Genomic DNA, 15838 nt, shown 5'->3' with positions numbered 1-15838 from the left:
AGGCGAACGCTGCGAAAATACTTGCATTTTCATAGCTGAGCCGAAGGGCTTTGTACTTGTACAAATCCGGGGTGACATTACAAATGTGAAAATGCCGTGCAGTTGAACTGCACGGCATTTTTGCGTAAATGTTGTTCCGTCAAAAAATTATTCAGCCTTGATGCAGCGGACGGAGAATTCATCTGAAGTACTGCGGAGGACTGCACTAGGTATGCTATAGTAATTGATCCATGCCGCTAAAGCATTGTCTCCGTCAGGAGCATCCGAAAGCCAGAAGTAAGCGCTTGTCTTCAAGTCAAAGTAACCACTGCTTTCGCGACCGCCTGCAGCCTTGGCATCAAAGCCCCAGGAATTGAGACCTTTAGAAGCCTTATCGCTCCAGCCTGTTGTAGAACGCAAATGGACATTCGACAAAGCCGTTCCCGCCAAGCTCGTAAAGACAGATGAAGACGGCAGTGTCCATCCATCAGGGCAAACACTCTTGGCAGCTTCATAAGTATAAAGTCGACCGAACTTTTTGCAGTTTTCCTTGTCGTCATTATAGCAATGGCTGCCCTTGACATCAAGGTTCATGTTGTCAGCCATCCAAGTAACACCCTTAATTTCAATCGTTCTATAAGACTGACCATCGATTTTCAAAGTACCATAGTTATGTGGGATTTCGTCAATGAACGAAGAATCGAGCGCCCCCGTGACACGCGCATTATAACTACTTACAACACAACGAACGGACAAGCCATGGTCTTTATAAAAATTGCCTTCCTGTAATAATTCAACATCGTTGCGAAGCTGCAAGCCATAAGCCGTTCCCGCATCCTTTTCTTTTGCAGCCCAGAAGAACGCAATTTGACCTGTGCTGAGGAACGTTTCGCCATCATTGTTGCGGCGTCCAGAAGCCAAAGCGTTAAAGCCAAAGCGATTCGTCGGAGCAGGCACCTTGTCAGATTCATCCCATGTTTTTATGGACTTCAAGCTCGTGCCGGATCCTTCCCCATTGTTGTTCAAATCCACATACTGCATCAAATTCTGCCATTCAGACGGACTCGGCAAATGCCACCCCGCAGGGCAAACACCTTGTATATTACTACCACTAGTACGTGCGCCATACGTTGAAAGGAATTTTTTATCCAAATCCATCGCCGCAGTCCAGGAATAAAGGCGACCATACTTGGTACATTTTTTATCGTCTTCATGGCACCAGGAGTTGCCCTTGAGATTTTTCATGCTCGTGGAATCAGCATAACGAAGGTTCTCCGCCATCCAATAGAGGCCATCAATCAAAGTAACACTATATTCATTGCCATCACGACTGTCTATAAGCTTGCCATCCTTAATTTCAGCAGGACGTTCAACACTCTTTAAAACATGTTCATCAGCAGGAGAGCAACCTACAAGACCACCAACAGCAACAGAAGCGGCTAACAGAAAATAATTCTTCAGCTTCATAAAGAACCCCTTTTAACGTTATTTACACAGATAAATGTATATTATTTTTTGTCTTGCGGAACTAATCTGTCTACAATTCTGAACAAATCGTTGTAAATTTCGAGGAAGTCTTCGATCCAAATAGGGTCGTGTTCGCCAACAATGTGGAATGTTTCTTCGAGTGTGTGGAGGGAGTTGTAAAGACCCACGGTCGAACCCGCCGGCTGAACGTATCCGCCACTGTACGCAGACGATGCGACAATGCGGGCGCGGTAACTACGGCGAAGTCGTGCGATTAAGGCACTGCGGAGCGCCAAGAGTTCGTCATGCGCAACGAGATATTCGCCTTTCTGGATCCAGCCATCGACAATGTTCAAACGACGATTGATGGAATCGCGTTCCGTAGACGGCACAAGCATTTTTTTCGTGTTGAGTGTCGTACGGATGCGTTTAACTATGTTGTTCAACAAGTCTGCATTCCAGAAAATCATCGGCGGACGCGCATCGCCCTTGTTTGTCTCGAGAGCGGGCTTGTGGGCTTGAATCCAGCGGTCCAGCTTCTGCGCCACAAGTTTTGCCTCGGGGTAACGGTCCACTGCCACATATTCCTGGGCACGCGTGTAAAGCGTATCCGCATAAACCATCCGCCAATGCGAAAGCTTGCCAGTCTTGCGAATGGCATCAATGCTAGCCTTGATTTCGGACAGTTTTTCGGTAAGCTCTTCCATTAGGGCGTTACCTCAGCTGTTTTGTTGGACTGGAGCGGGGTTACACCGATTTCCACGCGACGGTTCAAACGGCGATGTTCTTCGCTGTCGTTCGGGTACTTCGGGCGGTGTTCGCCAAAGCCAGCGGCAAAGAGCCTGTCGGGCGGGAAACCCATTTTCACTAGCATCTTGACCACGTTCACGGCGCGTTCTGTAGAAAGGTTCCAGTTCGTATAAGATGTCGAGCCGCTAAACGGAATGTCGTCCGTAAAGCCACTCACCATGATCACGTCCGTAGAATCAAGAGCTTCCAAAAGACCCTTGCTGATACCGCGAATCACGCCCTCGCCTTCCTTAGTGAGGTTTGCTCCGTTAATCGGGAAAAGGAAGCTCGCCTGAATCTGGATTTTGCCATCTTCGAGCGCGATAAGGCCTGCTTCAATGGAGGTCTGCAAGCTCTTGGACAAAAGCGCATTGCGTTCGGCCGCAATCTTACGCATCTGTTCCTGGCAGCTGAGCACTTCTTCTTCGGTACGCGTCAAGTCTTCCGCTTTTTGTTCCTTGAGGGTCGCCATCGCCACAAACGCAAGGATAAAGAGCGAAACTAGGGCAACGCCCAAGTCCGTGTACGCCATCCATGGATTGCTATTTTCGTCTCTATTGCGACGCATGATTAACCTTCAGCTTTAGGTTGAGCGGGAATTGCAGAACGCTGTGTCTGTTCGAGAACTTCGAGCAAGATTTCCTGAGTCTTGACCGCATTTTCCATGAGCACTTCGCTCGCGCGTTCATGGAAGGCTTCGAGAGACTGGTTGAGGTGTTCAACAAAGTTGTCTTCTTCTTCGTGTTCTGCGGTATCGCCGGAGAGCTTTTCGAGAATCGTTTCGAGGCCGCTACGCAGCATTTCGAGGTTTGCACTGAGTTCGGACTGGTTCACGCGCATAAGTTCTGCGGTTTCCACAATGTTTCCGCCAAGAGCGTCCGTGGCTTCTTTTTCCTTGACCACGCGGTTGTCGATGCTTTCGGTAAGAGCCTTCTGAGCTTCGAGAAGCACACTCGACGTTTCAGAAAGCTTCTGGAATGCACCGAGAATGTCGGAGGAAAGAGCACCGAGCTTTTCGGAGACATTCTGAGAAAGTTCTGCAGAACCCGCCTGGGCCTTTTCGGCAACTTGGAGAGCCACGTTCTTGAGCGTTTCGAGACCTTCGCGCTGGGAATCCACGTTGGCAGTCGTCTTGTCTTCGAGACGCTGCATAAAGTCAGCCCACTGTTCGCTAGACTGCTTGACCTGTTCGGCGACGGAATCACCGATGCTCTTAGAAGCTTCGTCCATTGCATCCTTAGTAAGGTATGCCACATCCATCGTGCCCTTCGCCACATCCTGAAGGCCAGCCTTAACATCGGATGCAACGCCATCAAGGCCTGCTTTAACTTCAGAGGCGACCTTAGAAAGTGCGGTTTCCACATTGCCAGAAACTCCATCAAGCGAAGACTTAACGCCTGAAGAAAGACCCTCGAGACTTGCGTTCAAAGCGACAGAAATACCATTGAGTTTATCATCGAGTTTCGACGGGATTGCCTCAACAGACTTGGAGAGTGCACCGATATTTTCGTTGATCGGGCTGAAAGCGTTCGTCACAGAAGCGCCAACGAGTTCGCCAAACTTCTGCGTCGATTCATTCATATTCGCCACAGCACCAGCGAGAGAATCGTTGACAGTCTTGATAGAAGAAGTCATTTCCGTAGAAACCTTCTGGACAGATTCCACAACATCCTGGTTCAGCTTCGAGGTCATGGCAGAGAGTTCCTCGCCCACCATCGAAACAACACCAGCCAAACCTTCCTTCACGGAAGATGCAATCACGGACAAATTCTTTTCAACAGATTCAAAGAGGCGTTCAAGTTCGTTCTTGTCTTCTTCAATCACACCTTCTGCGCTTTCATCTTCTTGCATATCGAGCGTGAATGTATCGAGGTGCGCCATAAAATCATCGCGCTTGGAGCTGAGCACCGTGCGGCTTGCACTCAAAATCAAAGCGGCAAACAAACCACAAAGGCTAGTACCGAAAATGCCCTTCATGTTCTGAAAAAGCACCTGGATCGTATCGAGCGTGCCTTGCGTCGTGGAATTGTCAATCGCACCACCGGCGGTTGCCACAGACTGCATAAGGCCGAAGAACGTACCCATAAGGCCAAGGAGGATGACCGTCGAACCCACGCTGCGGTTGAGCGGAATCGAAGAACCCGACGAAAGCACGTCAAAGGCAATCGGGGAATCGAGGCGGATGTTCTTTTGCAACAGACGCTTTGCAAGTTCAATTCTCTTCGCGACAACGCCCGTTCCCGGTTCCGGATAAGCGTTCCCTTTTTCGCAAGAATCGATAACTTCATCTTCGGCGATAATCTGCTTCATCTTGCGGATGGCAGAAAATTGCTCCACCAAGTAAACAGCCATGATAGCAATCATGATGATCCAGCCAAATGCCGGGGCGCCAAAGTAGAGAGCGCCTGCGATAAGGGCTACAAAACCCACCACCGTCAAAATAAGAATCGTATTGAATGCATTTTTCATTTTTTACCTACACATTCTGCGCTTGATAAGGAGCGACTGTTTCAAACAAGTTCAACTGACCGCGAGAGAACCCGCGAAGGAAAAGAGACCACTTGCTCTGGTACCATTCGATAACCTGAGTCGTAAGCCCCTGAGCGTAATCACAAAAATCATCCGTAAACGCAAGGAAGCAGTTTTCGTATGCGTAATGCGGGTTCCAGTAGCGCCCCACATTGCGAGCACAGGACATCGCGGACGAATAGTAACGGACTGGACCTTTAGAGGCGAACGCCGCCGCAAAACGCTTTTTCGCAAGCGAATTCAAGGACGTACGGAGCGAAACCACCATGGCGTTTTCTTTTTCACGAAGCGAAGCTTCGAGGCATGGCAAGAGCTTTGACACCGGGTCCACCGCACTTTCAGAAAGCCAGTACTTGCAAAGTTTTTCTTGCAACTGCATCACGCGACCATGCATACGCACAAACAACGGTTCGGCATCGCTCACGAGCAAGTGGATCGTCGCCGAATAAAAGTTGTTGATGTCCTGCTTGTTGTTCTTGACCGTAAGAGCCCAGCCCTTTTCTTCGTCATGGACCAAGAAATCACCGCCTTCAAGCAAGAGTCGCAAGACTTCATCGGTTGAAAAACGCTGGATCCACTTGGCGCGGAACTCGCTATAAAGTTTTTCACAATCCTTGAAAATCTGCGGGAAGCCAGATTCGCAAAGTTTCCAGGCAGACTCGCTATACGAGATGAGCTCGGAACTGCCAACATTTGCTTCCGGATTGTTGAGCATGGCATCAAGATGTTCAAAGAGCGCAATTGACCACGTGACCATCATGGACTGAGAAAGCGTCGCGACAATAGCCGAGCGATTCGGACGCACGGCCAAGCGTACGCTTGCCCCTGTCATCTTACGTATGGCTCTACGGAAAGCTTCTTCCACGACTACCTCTTAGAAACGCGCTTCGATGTTGTGCCACACGTTGCGGCGGACGCGCTTTTTACTCGTCTTCAAATCAGCGGCTTCGCTGCGGATATCGGATTCCTGGTTGTTGCGAATCAAGTCCGTATCGCCATCGAGCTTGCCTTCGGTTTCGAGATAAAGTCCATAGACGTTTTCGGAGATGCTTGTACCGTTCGAAACAACACGACCTGCCCTCACAGACAAGGCATAACGGTTGTGAGCAAACGTGCAACGGGCAAGCGTCACATTGGGGCTTTCATCGACCCAGAGGCCATAATAGTTATTGAAGAAATTGACGTTTTCGAGAGTACCGCTAGAACGGAAAATCGTATTGCGGAACGCATTCTCGACGGTCAAGTTCTTTATTTCAAACGGTTGTGCGCTAGACATGATGTGGAAACCATTCCAGTTTGCCACAGAATCGGCTCCGCTAAAGACAACGGGTTTATCGTTTGTACCCGCAATTTTTACCGAGCCCTGGATCATGAGCTTTGCAAATTCGCCCATCAAAACGGTCACGCCCGGTTCAATGACTAGCGTATCCGTAGCGCCGACAACCACGCTTTGTTCAAGCACGTAAGGGCTATCCTTTTCTTGCAAAAAGACCTTGTTGTTTTCAGCCACCGGAAACGGCATACCCGAAGCAACAGCCACACTAGCAATTGTCGCCACGGCCACAAGAGAGGAACAGATTAAATTTTTCATTGGACGTTCCTCAAGGTGATTTTTTGATTGACATTCATGCTCGGAAGCGTATCGCCTGCGACAAGGTCGCGAACATCAATAACAGCCACGAGATTCATTTCGGCAGATGATATAATTCCATGAGTGACATCAAAGAGAACCATGCCATCGCCCACGACATAGTCGCTGCTCTTCAGCTGTAAATTCGAAGTCGTGTCCGGGAGTTCGAGGTATTTCACGCCCATGTGTATTTTAGCCATGCGCACGCCATCCTGGAGGAAAACGTCTTGCAGCGTGAATGTCTTATAAACGGTCGTGGAACTATTGCCCTTGCCGAAAATCGGCATCTGGCGTTCCCAAGATTCACCAAGCTTGACCGGCTTTTCGGGGAGAAGCGGCTGAGCCTTGAGGAAAAGCGGAATGAGATTCAGATCATCTTCGGAAGGCATTTCGACCGCATTTTCGATAGTCGGGTCAGTGATGATGCCATCGTGATCAAGCTTGAACTGGAAATTCTGAATGGATAAATACTTTTCAATGTTGCGGAATTCATCAACGGAGCGCTTGTCGCTTGTGTAATCGACGGAATCGATTTTCATCTCAAAGCGGCCCGAGCCATCGTCATACGACATGAGAAGGCTCATCGTGCTGCGGACATTCACGTGGGTCCGCATGGATTCGGGTTCGTTGATGGAATCGCCTGGGATGCTCGCATTCAGCGTCGATTCAAGAACGAAGGTCTGCGGAGAAACGGTCTTCGTGTTAAAAGAAAGATGGATTTCGTTCCGTTCGCAGGAACAAAGGGTCATTAACGCAATAGAGAGTGTTGAGAGCGCGGAGAATGCGCTAAACTTGGTAAAATTCATGCTTTGAATATAGATATTAGACGAGAGGCTAGAGACTAGAGACGAGAGAAAAAGCGGTATAAACGGCTTAAGCGCGGTCGCCCTTGTTACCGGAATCGCCTTTTTCAAGGCGCATCTGCTGGAAAAAGCCTTTCAGAAGGCCCAAGCATTCGTCTGCGAGAATACCTCCCGTGACTTCAACGGCGCGCTTGAGGGCGTTGCCGGTAATGACATCAATCGTTGTGCCGCAACCGCCAAAACGTGAATCCGGAGAACCGTAAACAATACGAGAAACACGGCTGTTGAGGATAGCGCCAGCGCACATGGGACATGGTTCAAGCGTCACGTAGAGCGTGCAGCCATCCAAGCGCCAGTTGTCAAGCGTGCTTGCAGCCGTGCCAATCGCGATGATTTCGGCATGAGCCGTCGCGTCCTTGAGCTGTTCGACTTGATTGTAACCCTTCCCTATCACGACTCCGTCTTTTACGATAACGCAACCGATCGGAATTTCCTTCATGTCAAAGGCAATCTGCGCCTGACGAAGCGCCATACGCATGAATTTAACGTCGTCGGAATTGTCAGACGAGAGACGTGGTTCGACAGGCTCACCAACCTTGGCGAGTGACGAGAGATTGGCGTTGCTATCGGTTACGTTATTCATACCTACTTCAACCCTCTTCCGTAGGCGCAGTAAGAGTCTTCCTGCATGTAGTCGCCGTCATGGTAGTAAGCGGCACGGGCTCGGCAGCCGCCGCAACGGTCATTGAACTTGCACTTGGCACAAGCACCCTTATAGGCCTTTGTACGCAACTGCTTGAAGATTTCGGCATTTGCCCAGATTTCGTCAAACGGCGTATCGTGAACATCACCCGCTTCTTCCATCATGTAAGCGCAGGGGCGCACCTTGCCGATAGGGCTTACGATGCAGTAGTCGAGGCCAGCGAGGCAACCTCGGCTGTAACGAGTCTTGATGTCGAGCTGATCTGCAATGCGGAGGAACTGCGGAGCGCATGTGGGCTTCACTGGAATTCCGAGCGTACGGCTCTTTTCCATAATCTTGCGGAGCAAACCTTCGTATTCGGCAACACGGAGCGCATGGCCTTCAATTTCCTTACCACGACCCACCGGAATGAGGAAGAAAATCTGATGGTTCACGGCACCGATTTCCTTGACCCAGTCCATGATGTCAAAAATTTCGTTCTGGTTCCAGTCCATGATGGTCGTATGGATTTGGAACGGGAGACCTGCCGCCTTGCAATTTTCGATACCCATCAACGTGAGTTCAAAGGCGTTCGGAAGGCCACGGAAATCGTTATGACGCTTGGGATCAATGCTATCAACGCTGATACCCATTGCCATGGCACCCGCTTCCTTGAGCTTGAACGCCAAATCATGCGTGATGAGCGTTCCGTTCGTGCCAAAAACCGGGCGGAGTCCACGTTCGCGGGCATGGGCCACAAGTTCCACGATATCTGGGCGCGTCATCGGCTCGCCACCGCTAAAAATCATGATCTTGAATCCGGCCTTCGCAATCTCGTCGATGAGCTTGAGCGCTTCTGATGTCGTGAGTTCGGCAGACTTGTTTTCGCCTGCGTCCTGATAGCAGTGTTTGCACGTCAAGTTACACTTATTCGTTGTCATCCAAGAGACGATCATGCCATAGACCTCATTCAAAATATTTTTTTCACCTGCAAATATAGAAAATGCCCGGAAGTAAAAATCCGGGCAACGCAATAATACCCATTGCGATTAAAAACCGCGAATGCGTCTACAGCTCATTTGCGCAGTTTCTTCATTGTAGACATAAATAGTATAGGGATGTCCTGGAACCAGTTCTGCATCACATATTTTCAAAGCACCACTGGGGCATCCTCTCCCACGAGTAAGATTACTGTTCGAGTAACGATGTAATCTGATCACAATCCATTGCACCAAGAACCTGATCGTAGATTAAAACGTTAAAGTGACTGCCATCATATTCTGTTTGGCAGGTTTTCACATATCCCGACGGACAGCCGGAGCCAAAAGTTGTCGTACCCCCGAACTTGGAAACTGCGGCAGCCAATTTTTCATTGCACAATGATTCTGCATTGGTCGCATCACTCGATTCCACACATGCATGAACAGGAAGACTCAACATCGTAGCATTGAGATCACACGAATCCACATGAGACGGAGTGCTAGAAGAGGAATCATCGCTACAAGCAGAGAACAAAGCAGCTGCAGCAATTACGGTACCAAGAGTAAATTTTTTCACATTTTCTCCTTCGATAGTTTGATTATTGACAATAAAATAATAAAAAATGTCAAAAAAAAATATTTTTCCACGTCATTTTTGCAATATATCCTATTATACCACTATATAATTATCGTTCCCATTGCAAAAATACTATCTTAGAAAAGAACGATCCGAAAAGGAGATTCCCGCTCAGTGGCGGGAATGACAATGCAGATTTTTATGAATAGAAGAAGAGTTGTTATTACTGGTATGGGTGCGGTGACCCCCGTAGGCAAGTCCGCCCCCGAACTTTGGAACGCCATTAAGGCAGGCAAATGCGGCATCGGTCCGATCACATTGTTCGATGCCACGAACTGCCCAGTGAAAATTGCGGCAGAAGTCAAGGATTTTAAGCCCGAAGAACATGGCATCGACCCGAAGGAAGCCCGCCGCATGGCACGCTTCACGCAGTTCCTCGTTGCCGCCGCTAACGAAGCGGTCAAGGACGCAAGCTTAACGAAGGAAGAAATCGCCGCTGACACGACCGGCATTGTCGCCGGAAACGGCCTTGCTGGTATGGACGTTGTCGAAGAAACTTACTGCAAGTACCTCGAAGGCGGTCGCCGCCGCGTATCGCCGCTCGCCATGCCCGAACTCATTGCAAACGAAGCATGCGCAAACGTATCCATCGCACTTGGCATCACAGGCTCTGCCTGGACAGTCTGCACCGCCTGTGCCTCCGGCACGGACGCCATCGGCGTTGCCCTTGACGCCGTCCGCTCGGGTCGACTCGACGTCTGCCTCGCCGGTGGTTCCGAAAGTGCCATCACGGACTACTCCATCAAGAGCTTTGCAGGCATGCACGCCCTCACCGACAAGTTCAACGACGCCCCGGAAAAGGCATCCCGCCCGTTCGACAAGGACCGCAGCGGTTTTGTCATGGGTGAAGCTGGCGCCATCCTCGTGCTCGAAGAACTCGAACACGCCAAGGCCCGCGGTGCAAAGATTTACGCCGAAGTCGCCGGTTACGGTTCTTCTGCCGATGCTTACCACATTACAAGCCCGCGCCCGGGTGGAGAAACCTGCGCCAAGGCAATGATCAAGGCTATGAAGGACGCAGGTATCGCCCCGACGGATGTGGACTACTACAATGCCCACGGCACCTCGACGCACCTGAACGACCTCACCGAAACGCAGATGCTGAAAATTGCGCTCGGCGAACACGCCTACAAGATCAAGGTCTCTAGTACCAAGAGCATGACCGGCCACTGCGTCGGTGCAGCAGGCGTTATCGAAGCGATGATCAGTACACTCGCCATCCGCGATTCGTTCTACCCCGCCACCATCAACCTCGACAATCCGGATGCAGAATGCGACCTCGACTACGTGCCACACAAGGGCGTCGAAGGAAACATCGATGTTGCAGTATCCGCCTCGCTTGGCTTTGGCGGTCACAACGGTATCGTCGTCATCAAAAAGTTTAAAGATTAAAACAAAGGAGTCGCTATGGCTGATTGGCTTTTAAAATCCTGGATTAAAGCAACCATCTGCAGTGCAGTATTGTTCTTTTTCTACCACCTCTTCATCTCGCAGAAGTTGGAAGAAGACATTTCCACAAAATCTAAGGAACAAGAGTAGCTTATGGAACAGAATAAAGATATCGCCGACATCCAAGCGGCCGAAGCGACCATCCAGAAGAAGAAAAAGTTCATCCTTTGCTACCACAGCTTTAGCGTGAACAACTTCAAGAAGGCATCCATCCAGATTAGAAAGCTTGCAGAAGCGGCAGGCTCCCCCATCAGCATTGCGGTCATCCCCGCATTTGGTGCTGCCCCGGAATCCGAAGCCGAACAGTTCCGCGAAGAGCTCGACAAGTTTGTCAAGGAAGGCTACGAAATTATGCTCCACGGTGCACGCCACCGCGCAGACCTTTCGCTGAACCGTAGCATTGCAGGCAAGCTCGCGCTCCTCGTTTCGAACAACGAAGCAGAATTTGCAGGCATCGACGAACGCTTCACGCAAGCACTCCTCAAGCGCAGCCTTGCTCTCTGGAAAGCACACGGCAACGGCAAGCCCTCCGGCTTTATCCCGCCGGTCTGGTTTGGCAACAAGTACCTCAAGGAACAGGCTCTCGAAATTTTCGACTACTACGAAGATTTCCACGGCATTTACCAGAAGGTCAAAGGCAACATCAAGAAGACGAATTCCGCAACGCTTAGCTTCTCGATTTTGCCTACCGCACTCCTCAGCATTGCGCAGACTTACGCTTGCCTTCGTATGCTCTTGCCGGGTGGAGTCCACCGCCTGGTGTTCCACGATAAAGACTTCAGAACGATTGGCGAGAAACGCATTTTGAACATGGTGCGCTACATTTCGACCTTGCGCGAAAAAATCATGTACAAGGACTTGTAATTTCAGGACTTCGCACAAATGATTTTAAATAAGTTTCTATCTAAAATTGATTACAAGTCTTATGAAGACTTGTATAAAAATTTCAAGATAACGATTCCGAACGATTTTAACTTCGCTTATGACGTTGTTGACGAATATGCCAAGACGGAGCCGAAGCGTGAAGCCCTCGTGTGGTGTGACGATAACGATGAAAGCCACATTTACACGTTCAAGGACTTGTCGCTTGCCTCCCAGCGCACGGCGAATTTCCTTGTAGAACAAGGTATCCAGAAGGGCGACCGCGTGATGCTCATCTTGCGCCGTCGCTACGAATTCTGGTTTTTCTTGCTCGCTCTGCACCGCATTGGCGCAATCGCCATCCCGGCAACGAACATGCTCGCCGCCGAGGATTTGGAATACCGATTCAACGCCGCCGAAATCAAGATGGTCGTAACATACGACGACCCCGCCTTGCAAAAGGAAGTGGACAAGGCAAAGTCCAAGTGCGAATCGGTCGAAAAGCTCGTGACCGTTGGTCAGACAGCTCGCCAGAACTGGATTAGCTTCTACGACGACTACGAACTTTTCCCATCGACGTTTGAACGCCCCATTGGCGATGCCGCTACGCATAACGACGACATCATGATCGTCTATTTCACGAGTGGCACGAGTTCAAACCCGAAGATGGTGGCACACACTTATACGTACCCGCTCGGACACATTGTGACCGCCAAGTACTGGCAACACGTTGTGGACGGAGGACGCCATTTGACCGTTGCCGAAACAGGCTGGGCAAAGGCTCTCTGGGGCAAGATTTACGGGCAGTGGATTGCAGGGAGTGCCGTATTCACTTACGACATGACCACGTTCATCCCGGGCAAGCTACTCGAGAAGATGGCGGAATACAAGGTGACGACATTCTGCGCACCGCCGACAGTGTACCGCTACATTTTGCAGCATGGCCTCAGCAAATACGACCTTTCGAGTTTGCAGTACTGCACGACTGCAGGCGAAGCGTTGAACTTGGATATTTACAACAGGTTCTATGAGCAGACGGGCATCCGCATGCAGGAAGGCTACGGACAGACCGAGCTCACGCTTACCACGGGTAACTTTGGCTTTAGCGAACCGCATCCGGGCTCTATCGGCAAACCCTCTCCAGGTTACCAGATGGAAATCATCAATGCGGAAGGCAAGCCGTGCGAGGCTGAAGAAGTCGGTGAACTGATTATCAAGATTGACCAGGGCAAGCCTTTTGGCATGTTCGGCGGTTACTATCGCGATGCAGAACGCACCGAGAAAGTCTTTGAAGGCGGAGTGTATCACACCGGCGATACGGCTTACCGCGACAAGGACGGATTCTTCTGGTTTGTGGGCCGCACCGATGACTTGATCAAGAGTTCTGGCTACCGCATCAGCCCCTTCGAAGTGGAAGAAGTGCTGCACAAGCACCCCGCCGTCTTGGAAGTCGCTGTCACGGGCGTCGAAGACAAGTCTCGCGGCCAGGCGGTCAAGGCAACGGTCGTTTTGCAAAAGGGTTACGAAGCGTCCAAGGAACTTGCAAAGGAAATCCAGCTTTTTGCAAAGAACATTGCCGCTAGCTACAAGAGCCCGCGCATCATTGACTTTGTGACGGAACTGCCAAAAACGATTAGCGGAAAGATTCGCCGTGCGACCATCCGCGATAAGGATACCGCCGAGAATGTGACAGCTCCAGATGAAGCGAATGCGGAAAACGCAGCAAGCGAAACGTCAGACGAGAAATAATGAAAAACGCACCCTTCGGGGTGCGTTTTTTGCGAGATGCGTTCGTTTTAACAAGATGCGCGGACCGCTAGGGTAACGCTTAACGGGATGCGCCGCCGCTACAATTTTTTGAAAACGCGCTTCGCGGCTTCAATGGTACGGTCGATTTCTTCTTCGGTGTGAGCGGCGCTCACGAAGATGGCTTCGAACTGGCTCGGCGCAAAGTAGAATCCTTCGTCGAGCATCCCGAGGAAGTAGCGACGAAAGAGTTCCAAGTCAGACTTTTGCACATCTGCAAAGCATGTAACCGGACCTTCAGTAAAGAAGATGCAGCCCATGGAACCGACCTGGTTTGTCGCAAGCGGAATACCCGCTTCAGTTGCCGCAGTCTTAAGCCCAGCAATCAAGCGTTTCGTCATGGCTTCAGCGTGTACATAGTATTCCGGATGAGTATGCAGTTCACGCATAGTGGCAAGCCCTGCCGCCATCGCGACCGGGTTCCCCGAAAGCGTCCCCGCCTGATAAATTCCACCGAGCGGGGCAATTTGCTGCATCACGTCCAAGCGACCGCCATAAGCGCCCACCGGCATGCCACCGCCGATAATCTTACCGAACGTGGTAAGATCCGGCTTGATACCGTAAAGCCCTTGTGCGCAATGAATACCGACGCGGAAACCGGTCATAACTTCGTCTACAATGAGCAAAACTCCGTGCTTTTTCGTCTCTTCCGAAAGTGTTTGCAAGAACTTAGGCTTCGCAGGCACAACGCCCATGTTGCCCGCCACAGGTTCCACGATGACGCCCGCAATTTCGTCGCCGATTTTATCAAAAAGTTCACGCACGCCAGCCACGTCGTTGTACTGGAGCGTGAGCGTGTACTTTGCCAAATCCGCAGGCACACCCTTGCTGCTCGGCTTGCCCGTCGTGAGCATTCCCGAGCCTGCCTTGATGAGCAAGCTATCGCTATGGCCATGATAGCAGCCTTCGAATTTCACAATCTTATCGCGACCGGTAAAACCGCGAGCCGCACGAATCGCACTCATCGTCGCTTCGGTTCCGCTATTCACCATGCGAATCATCTCGACGCTTGGCACAAGGCTCATCACGAGTTTCGCAAGTTCCGATTCAAGACCGCACGGAGCACCAAAGCTGAGTCCATTCTGAGCCGTATCGGCAACAGCCTTAATCACTGCATCGTGCGCATGCCCCAAAAGCATCGGGCCCCAGCTGCCCACATAATCAATGTAATCGTTGCCATCCACATCGTAAATGTGGCTGCCCTTGGCGCGCTTGATAAACGGAGGAGTCGCCCCCACATTGCTAAACGCACGCACAGGACTGTTCACGCCGCCCGGCATGAGCGTTTTTGCTTCTGCAAACAACTTTTCGCTTAAAGAGTGATTCATATACAAGCCCTGCCTTGCAGATTATTCCTTTACGATATGCACAACGCGCTGCGGGAACGGGATAGAAATACCGACTTCGTCAAAGCGTTCCTTCACAGCCTTCATGTACTTGCAACGCATATCCCAGTAATTTGCGGTCTTGACCCAAATTCTCAAATTGACAGCCACCGAGCTATCTTCAAGCGCAGACACAAAGAATGAAGGGGCAGGACTTTTTAAAACTTCAGGATCGTTATCGACGAGCTGTTTCATTTCGTTCATCGCCTTTTCAGCAGAATCCGCATAATCAATGCCAAAAGCCAAATCAAGGCGGCGGCTCGGATTGCGGCTAAAGTTGACAATCGGAGCGCCCCACAACATGCTGTTCGGTGCAGAAACATAAAGACCATCCAACGAAATAAGAGTCGTGTTGAAAAGACCCACGCCCACAATTTTTCCCTTCAAAGAACCGCATTCGATATAATCCGAAGCGCGGAACGGATGGAGGAACAGCAATAGGATTCCCGACGCAATGTTGCCAAGCGTATCCTTCAAAGCAAGGCCAATGGCAAGAGAAGCGGCACCGATTACAGTCACGATTCCAGCGGTGTTCACACCGAGAATATGCAGAATCATGAGCAAACCGACAATGTACAGCGCATAAGAGAACAGCGAATAAAGTAGCGGTTTTACCGATTCATCAGCGCCCTTCTTAATGGCAAAACTAAGAATAAACTTGATAATCGCCAAGATAACGGCGATAACAATAAGCACTGTCGCAATTTCAACGATGTCCTGAGCAATAGCATTCGTGACACCGATATTTTTCAAGAAAGCTTCGTATTCTTTCATTTTAGCATCCTTTTTTAATTGTCATCCCGGACTCTGTTCCGGGATTGCCTTTTTACAAAATCTTATT

16 protein-coding genes are annotated in these 15838 nt (G+C 50.3%); 4 read left to right on the top strand and 12 right to left on the bottom strand.

The window, feature by feature from the left end; all coding sequences use genetic code 11:
• Positions 1-147 precede the first annotated feature (147 nt).
• The 10 genes from B9Y77_RS02030 to B9Y77_RS01985 all read right to left on the bottom strand — a co-directional run bounded on the left by B9Y77_RS02030 (position 148) and on the right by B9Y77_RS01985 (position 9394).
• The gene (locus tag B9Y77_RS02030; protein ID WP_085490271.1) at positions 148-1446 is read right to left on the bottom strand and encodes an FISUMP domain-containing protein; all 1299 of its coding nucleotides are present in this window, start codon (positions 1444-1446) and stop codon (positions 148-150) included.
• A 41-nt stretch (positions 1447-1487) separates the two neighbouring features.
• On the bottom strand, positions 1488-2153 hold the full coding sequence (locus B9Y77_RS02025; protein ID WP_085490270.1) for a hypothetical protein: 666 nt from the start codon (positions 2151-2153) through the stop codon (positions 1488-1490).
• Positions 2153-2803 carry an OmpA/MotB family protein gene (locus B9Y77_RS02020; protein ID WP_014545120.1) on the bottom strand — a complete coding sequence of 217 codons (651 nt, stop codon included), beginning with the start codon at positions 2801-2803 and terminating at the stop codon, positions 2153-2155. Before B9Y77_RS02020 ends, B9Y77_RS02025 begins: the two co-directional genes overlap by 1 nt.
• 2 nt (positions 2804-2805) lie before the next feature.
• Positions 2806-4704 carry a fimbrial protein gene (locus B9Y77_RS02015; protein ID WP_085490269.1) on the bottom strand — a complete coding sequence of 633 codons (1899 nt, stop codon included), beginning with the start codon at positions 4702-4704 and terminating at the stop codon, positions 2806-2808.
• 7 nt (positions 4705-4711) lie between these two features.
• Positions 4712-5629, bottom strand: coding sequence for a hypothetical protein (locus B9Y77_RS02010; protein WP_085490268.1), 918 nt, complete (start codon positions 5627-5629; stop codon positions 4712-4714).
• A gap of 9 nt (positions 5630-5638) precedes the next feature.
• Positions 5639-6355, bottom strand: a complete 717-nt coding sequence (locus tag B9Y77_RS02005) for a right-handed parallel beta-helix repeat-containing protein (RefSeq protein WP_085490267.1) — start codon at positions 6353-6355, stop codon at positions 5639-5641.
• Positions 6352-7200: a hypothetical protein gene (locus B9Y77_RS02000; protein ID WP_073424324.1), complete on the bottom strand. Its 849-nt coding sequence runs from the start codon at positions 7198-7200 to the stop codon at positions 6352-6354. Before B9Y77_RS02000 ends, B9Y77_RS02005 begins: the two co-directional genes overlap by 4 nt.
• A 67-nt stretch (positions 7201-7267) precedes the next feature.
• Positions 7268-7840: a tRNA adenosine(34) deaminase TadA gene (gene tadA / locus B9Y77_RS01995; protein ID WP_254899886.1), complete on the bottom strand. Its 573-nt coding sequence runs from the start codon at positions 7838-7840 to the stop codon at positions 7268-7270.
• 2 nt (positions 7841-7842) lie between these two features.
• Positions 7843-8835 carry a putative heme d1 biosynthesis radical SAM protein NirJ2 gene (gene nirJ2 / locus B9Y77_RS01990; protein ID WP_085491413.1) on the bottom strand — a complete coding sequence of 331 codons (993 nt, stop codon included), beginning with the start codon at positions 8833-8835 and terminating at the stop codon, positions 7843-7845.
• 232 nt (positions 8836-9067) lie between these two features.
• Positions 9068-9394: a hypothetical protein gene (locus B9Y77_RS01985; protein WP_139829237.1), complete on the bottom strand. Its 327-nt coding sequence runs from the start codon at positions 9392-9394 to the stop codon at positions 9068-9070.
• Positions 9395-9637: 243 nt separating this feature from the next.
• Between B9Y77_RS01985 and fabF the strand changes: the two genes are divergently transcribed.
• The 4 genes from fabF to B9Y77_RS01970 are packed head-to-tail and all read left to right on the top strand — an operon-like array spanning position 9638 to position 13555.
• On the top strand, positions 9638-10888 hold the full coding sequence (gene fabF, locus B9Y77_RS01980) for a beta-ketoacyl-ACP synthase II (protein WP_073424704.1): 1251 nt from the start codon (positions 9638-9640) through the stop codon (positions 10886-10888).
• A 15-nt stretch (positions 10889-10903) separates the two neighbouring features.
• Positions 10904-11035 carry a hypothetical protein gene (locus B9Y77_RS16165; protein ID WP_254899885.1) on the top strand — a complete coding sequence of 44 codons (132 nt, stop codon included), beginning with the start codon at positions 10904-10906 and terminating at the stop codon, positions 11033-11035.
• Between the two features lie 3 nt (positions 11036-11038).
• Positions 11039-11809 carry a polysaccharide deacetylase family protein gene (locus B9Y77_RS01975; protein WP_085490265.1) on the top strand — a complete coding sequence of 257 codons (771 nt, stop codon included), beginning with the start codon at positions 11039-11041 and terminating at the stop codon, positions 11807-11809.
• Between the two features lie 18 nt (positions 11810-11827).
• Entirely contained in the window at positions 11828-13555 is a 1728-nt protein-coding gene (locus B9Y77_RS01970; protein ID WP_085490264.1) for an AMP-binding protein, read from the top strand.
• 98 nt (positions 13556-13653) lie between these two features.
• Here B9Y77_RS01970 and hemL read toward each other — a convergent pair whose 3' ends face one another.
• Both hemL and B9Y77_RS01960 read right to left on the bottom strand, forming a co-directional pair.
• Complete coding sequence (gene hemL / locus B9Y77_RS01965; RefSeq protein WP_073424329.1) at positions 13654-14940, bottom strand: glutamate-1-semialdehyde 2,1-aminomutase; 1287 nt, start codon at positions 14938-14940, stop codon at positions 13654-13656.
• Between the two features lie 21 nt (positions 14941-14961).
• A complete protein-coding gene (locus B9Y77_RS01960) occupies positions 14962-15771 on the bottom strand; it encodes a mechanosensitive ion channel family protein (RefSeq protein ID WP_073424330.1) in 810 nt (269 codons plus the stop codon).
• Between the last annotated feature and the right edge of the window lie 67 nt (positions 15772-15838).

Origin of the sequence: Fibrobacter sp. UWB13 (genome assembly GCF_900177805.1) — a bacterium.
Taxonomy (GTDB): domain Bacteria; phylum Fibrobacterota; class Fibrobacteria; order Fibrobacterales; family Fibrobacteraceae; genus Fibrobacter.
The sequence above is the reverse complement of the archived record's forward strand: the minus strand, read 5'-3'. Positions and strand labels throughout refer to the sequence as shown.

Excerpts from the sequence above, each read along its gene's own strand:
- fabF (WP_073424704.1), top strand. The coding sequence starts at position 9,638 with ATGAATAGAAGAAGAGTTGTTATTACTGGTATGGGTGCGGTGACCCCC.
- B9Y77_RS01960 (WP_073424330.1), bottom strand. The coding sequence starts at position 15,771 with ATGAAAGAATACGAAGCTTTCTTGAAAAATATCGGTGTCACGAATGCT.
- hemL (WP_073424329.1), bottom strand. The coding sequence starts at position 14,940 with ATGAATCACTCTTTAAGCGAAAAGTTGTTTGCAGAAGCAAAAACGCTC.
- B9Y77_RS02015 (WP_085490269.1), bottom strand. The coding sequence starts at position 4,704 with ATGAAAAATGCATTCAATACGATTCTTATTTTGACGGTGGTGGGTTTT.
- B9Y77_RS02030 (WP_085490271.1), bottom strand. The coding sequence starts at position 1,446 with ATGAAGCTGAAGAATTATTTTCTGTTAGCCGCTTCTGTTGCTGTTGGT.
- B9Y77_RS02000 (WP_073424324.1), bottom strand. The coding sequence starts at position 7,200 with ATGAATTTTACCAAGTTTAGCGCATTCTCCGCGCTCTCAACACTCTCT.
- B9Y77_RS01975 (WP_085490265.1), top strand. The coding sequence starts at position 11,039 with ATGGAACAGAATAAAGATATCGCCGACATCCAAGCGGCCGAAGCGACC.
- B9Y77_RS16165 (WP_254899885.1), top strand. The coding sequence starts at position 10,904 with ATGGCTGATTGGCTTTTAAAATCCTGGATTAAAGCAACCATCTGCAGT.
- nirJ2 (WP_085491413.1), bottom strand. The coding sequence starts at position 8,835 with ATGATCGTCTCTTGGATGACAACGAATAAGTGTAACTTGACGTGCAAA.
- B9Y77_RS02025 (WP_085490270.1), bottom strand. The coding sequence starts at position 2,153 with ATGGAAGAGCTTACCGAAAAACTGTCCGAAATCAAGGCTAGCATTGAT.
- B9Y77_RS02005 (WP_085490267.1), bottom strand. The coding sequence starts at position 6,355 with ATGAAAAATTTAATCTGTTCCTCTCTTGTGGCCGTGGCGACAATTGCT.
- B9Y77_RS01970 (WP_085490264.1), top strand. The coding sequence starts at position 11,828 with ATGATTTTAAATAAGTTTCTATCTAAAATTGATTACAAGTCTTATGAA.
- tadA (WP_254899886.1), bottom strand. The coding sequence starts at position 7,840 with ATGAATAACGTAACCGATAGCAACGCCAATCTCTCGTCACTCGCCAAG.
- B9Y77_RS02020 (WP_014545120.1), bottom strand. The coding sequence starts at position 2,803 with ATGCGTCGCAATAGAGACGAAAATAGCAATCCATGGATGGCGTACACG.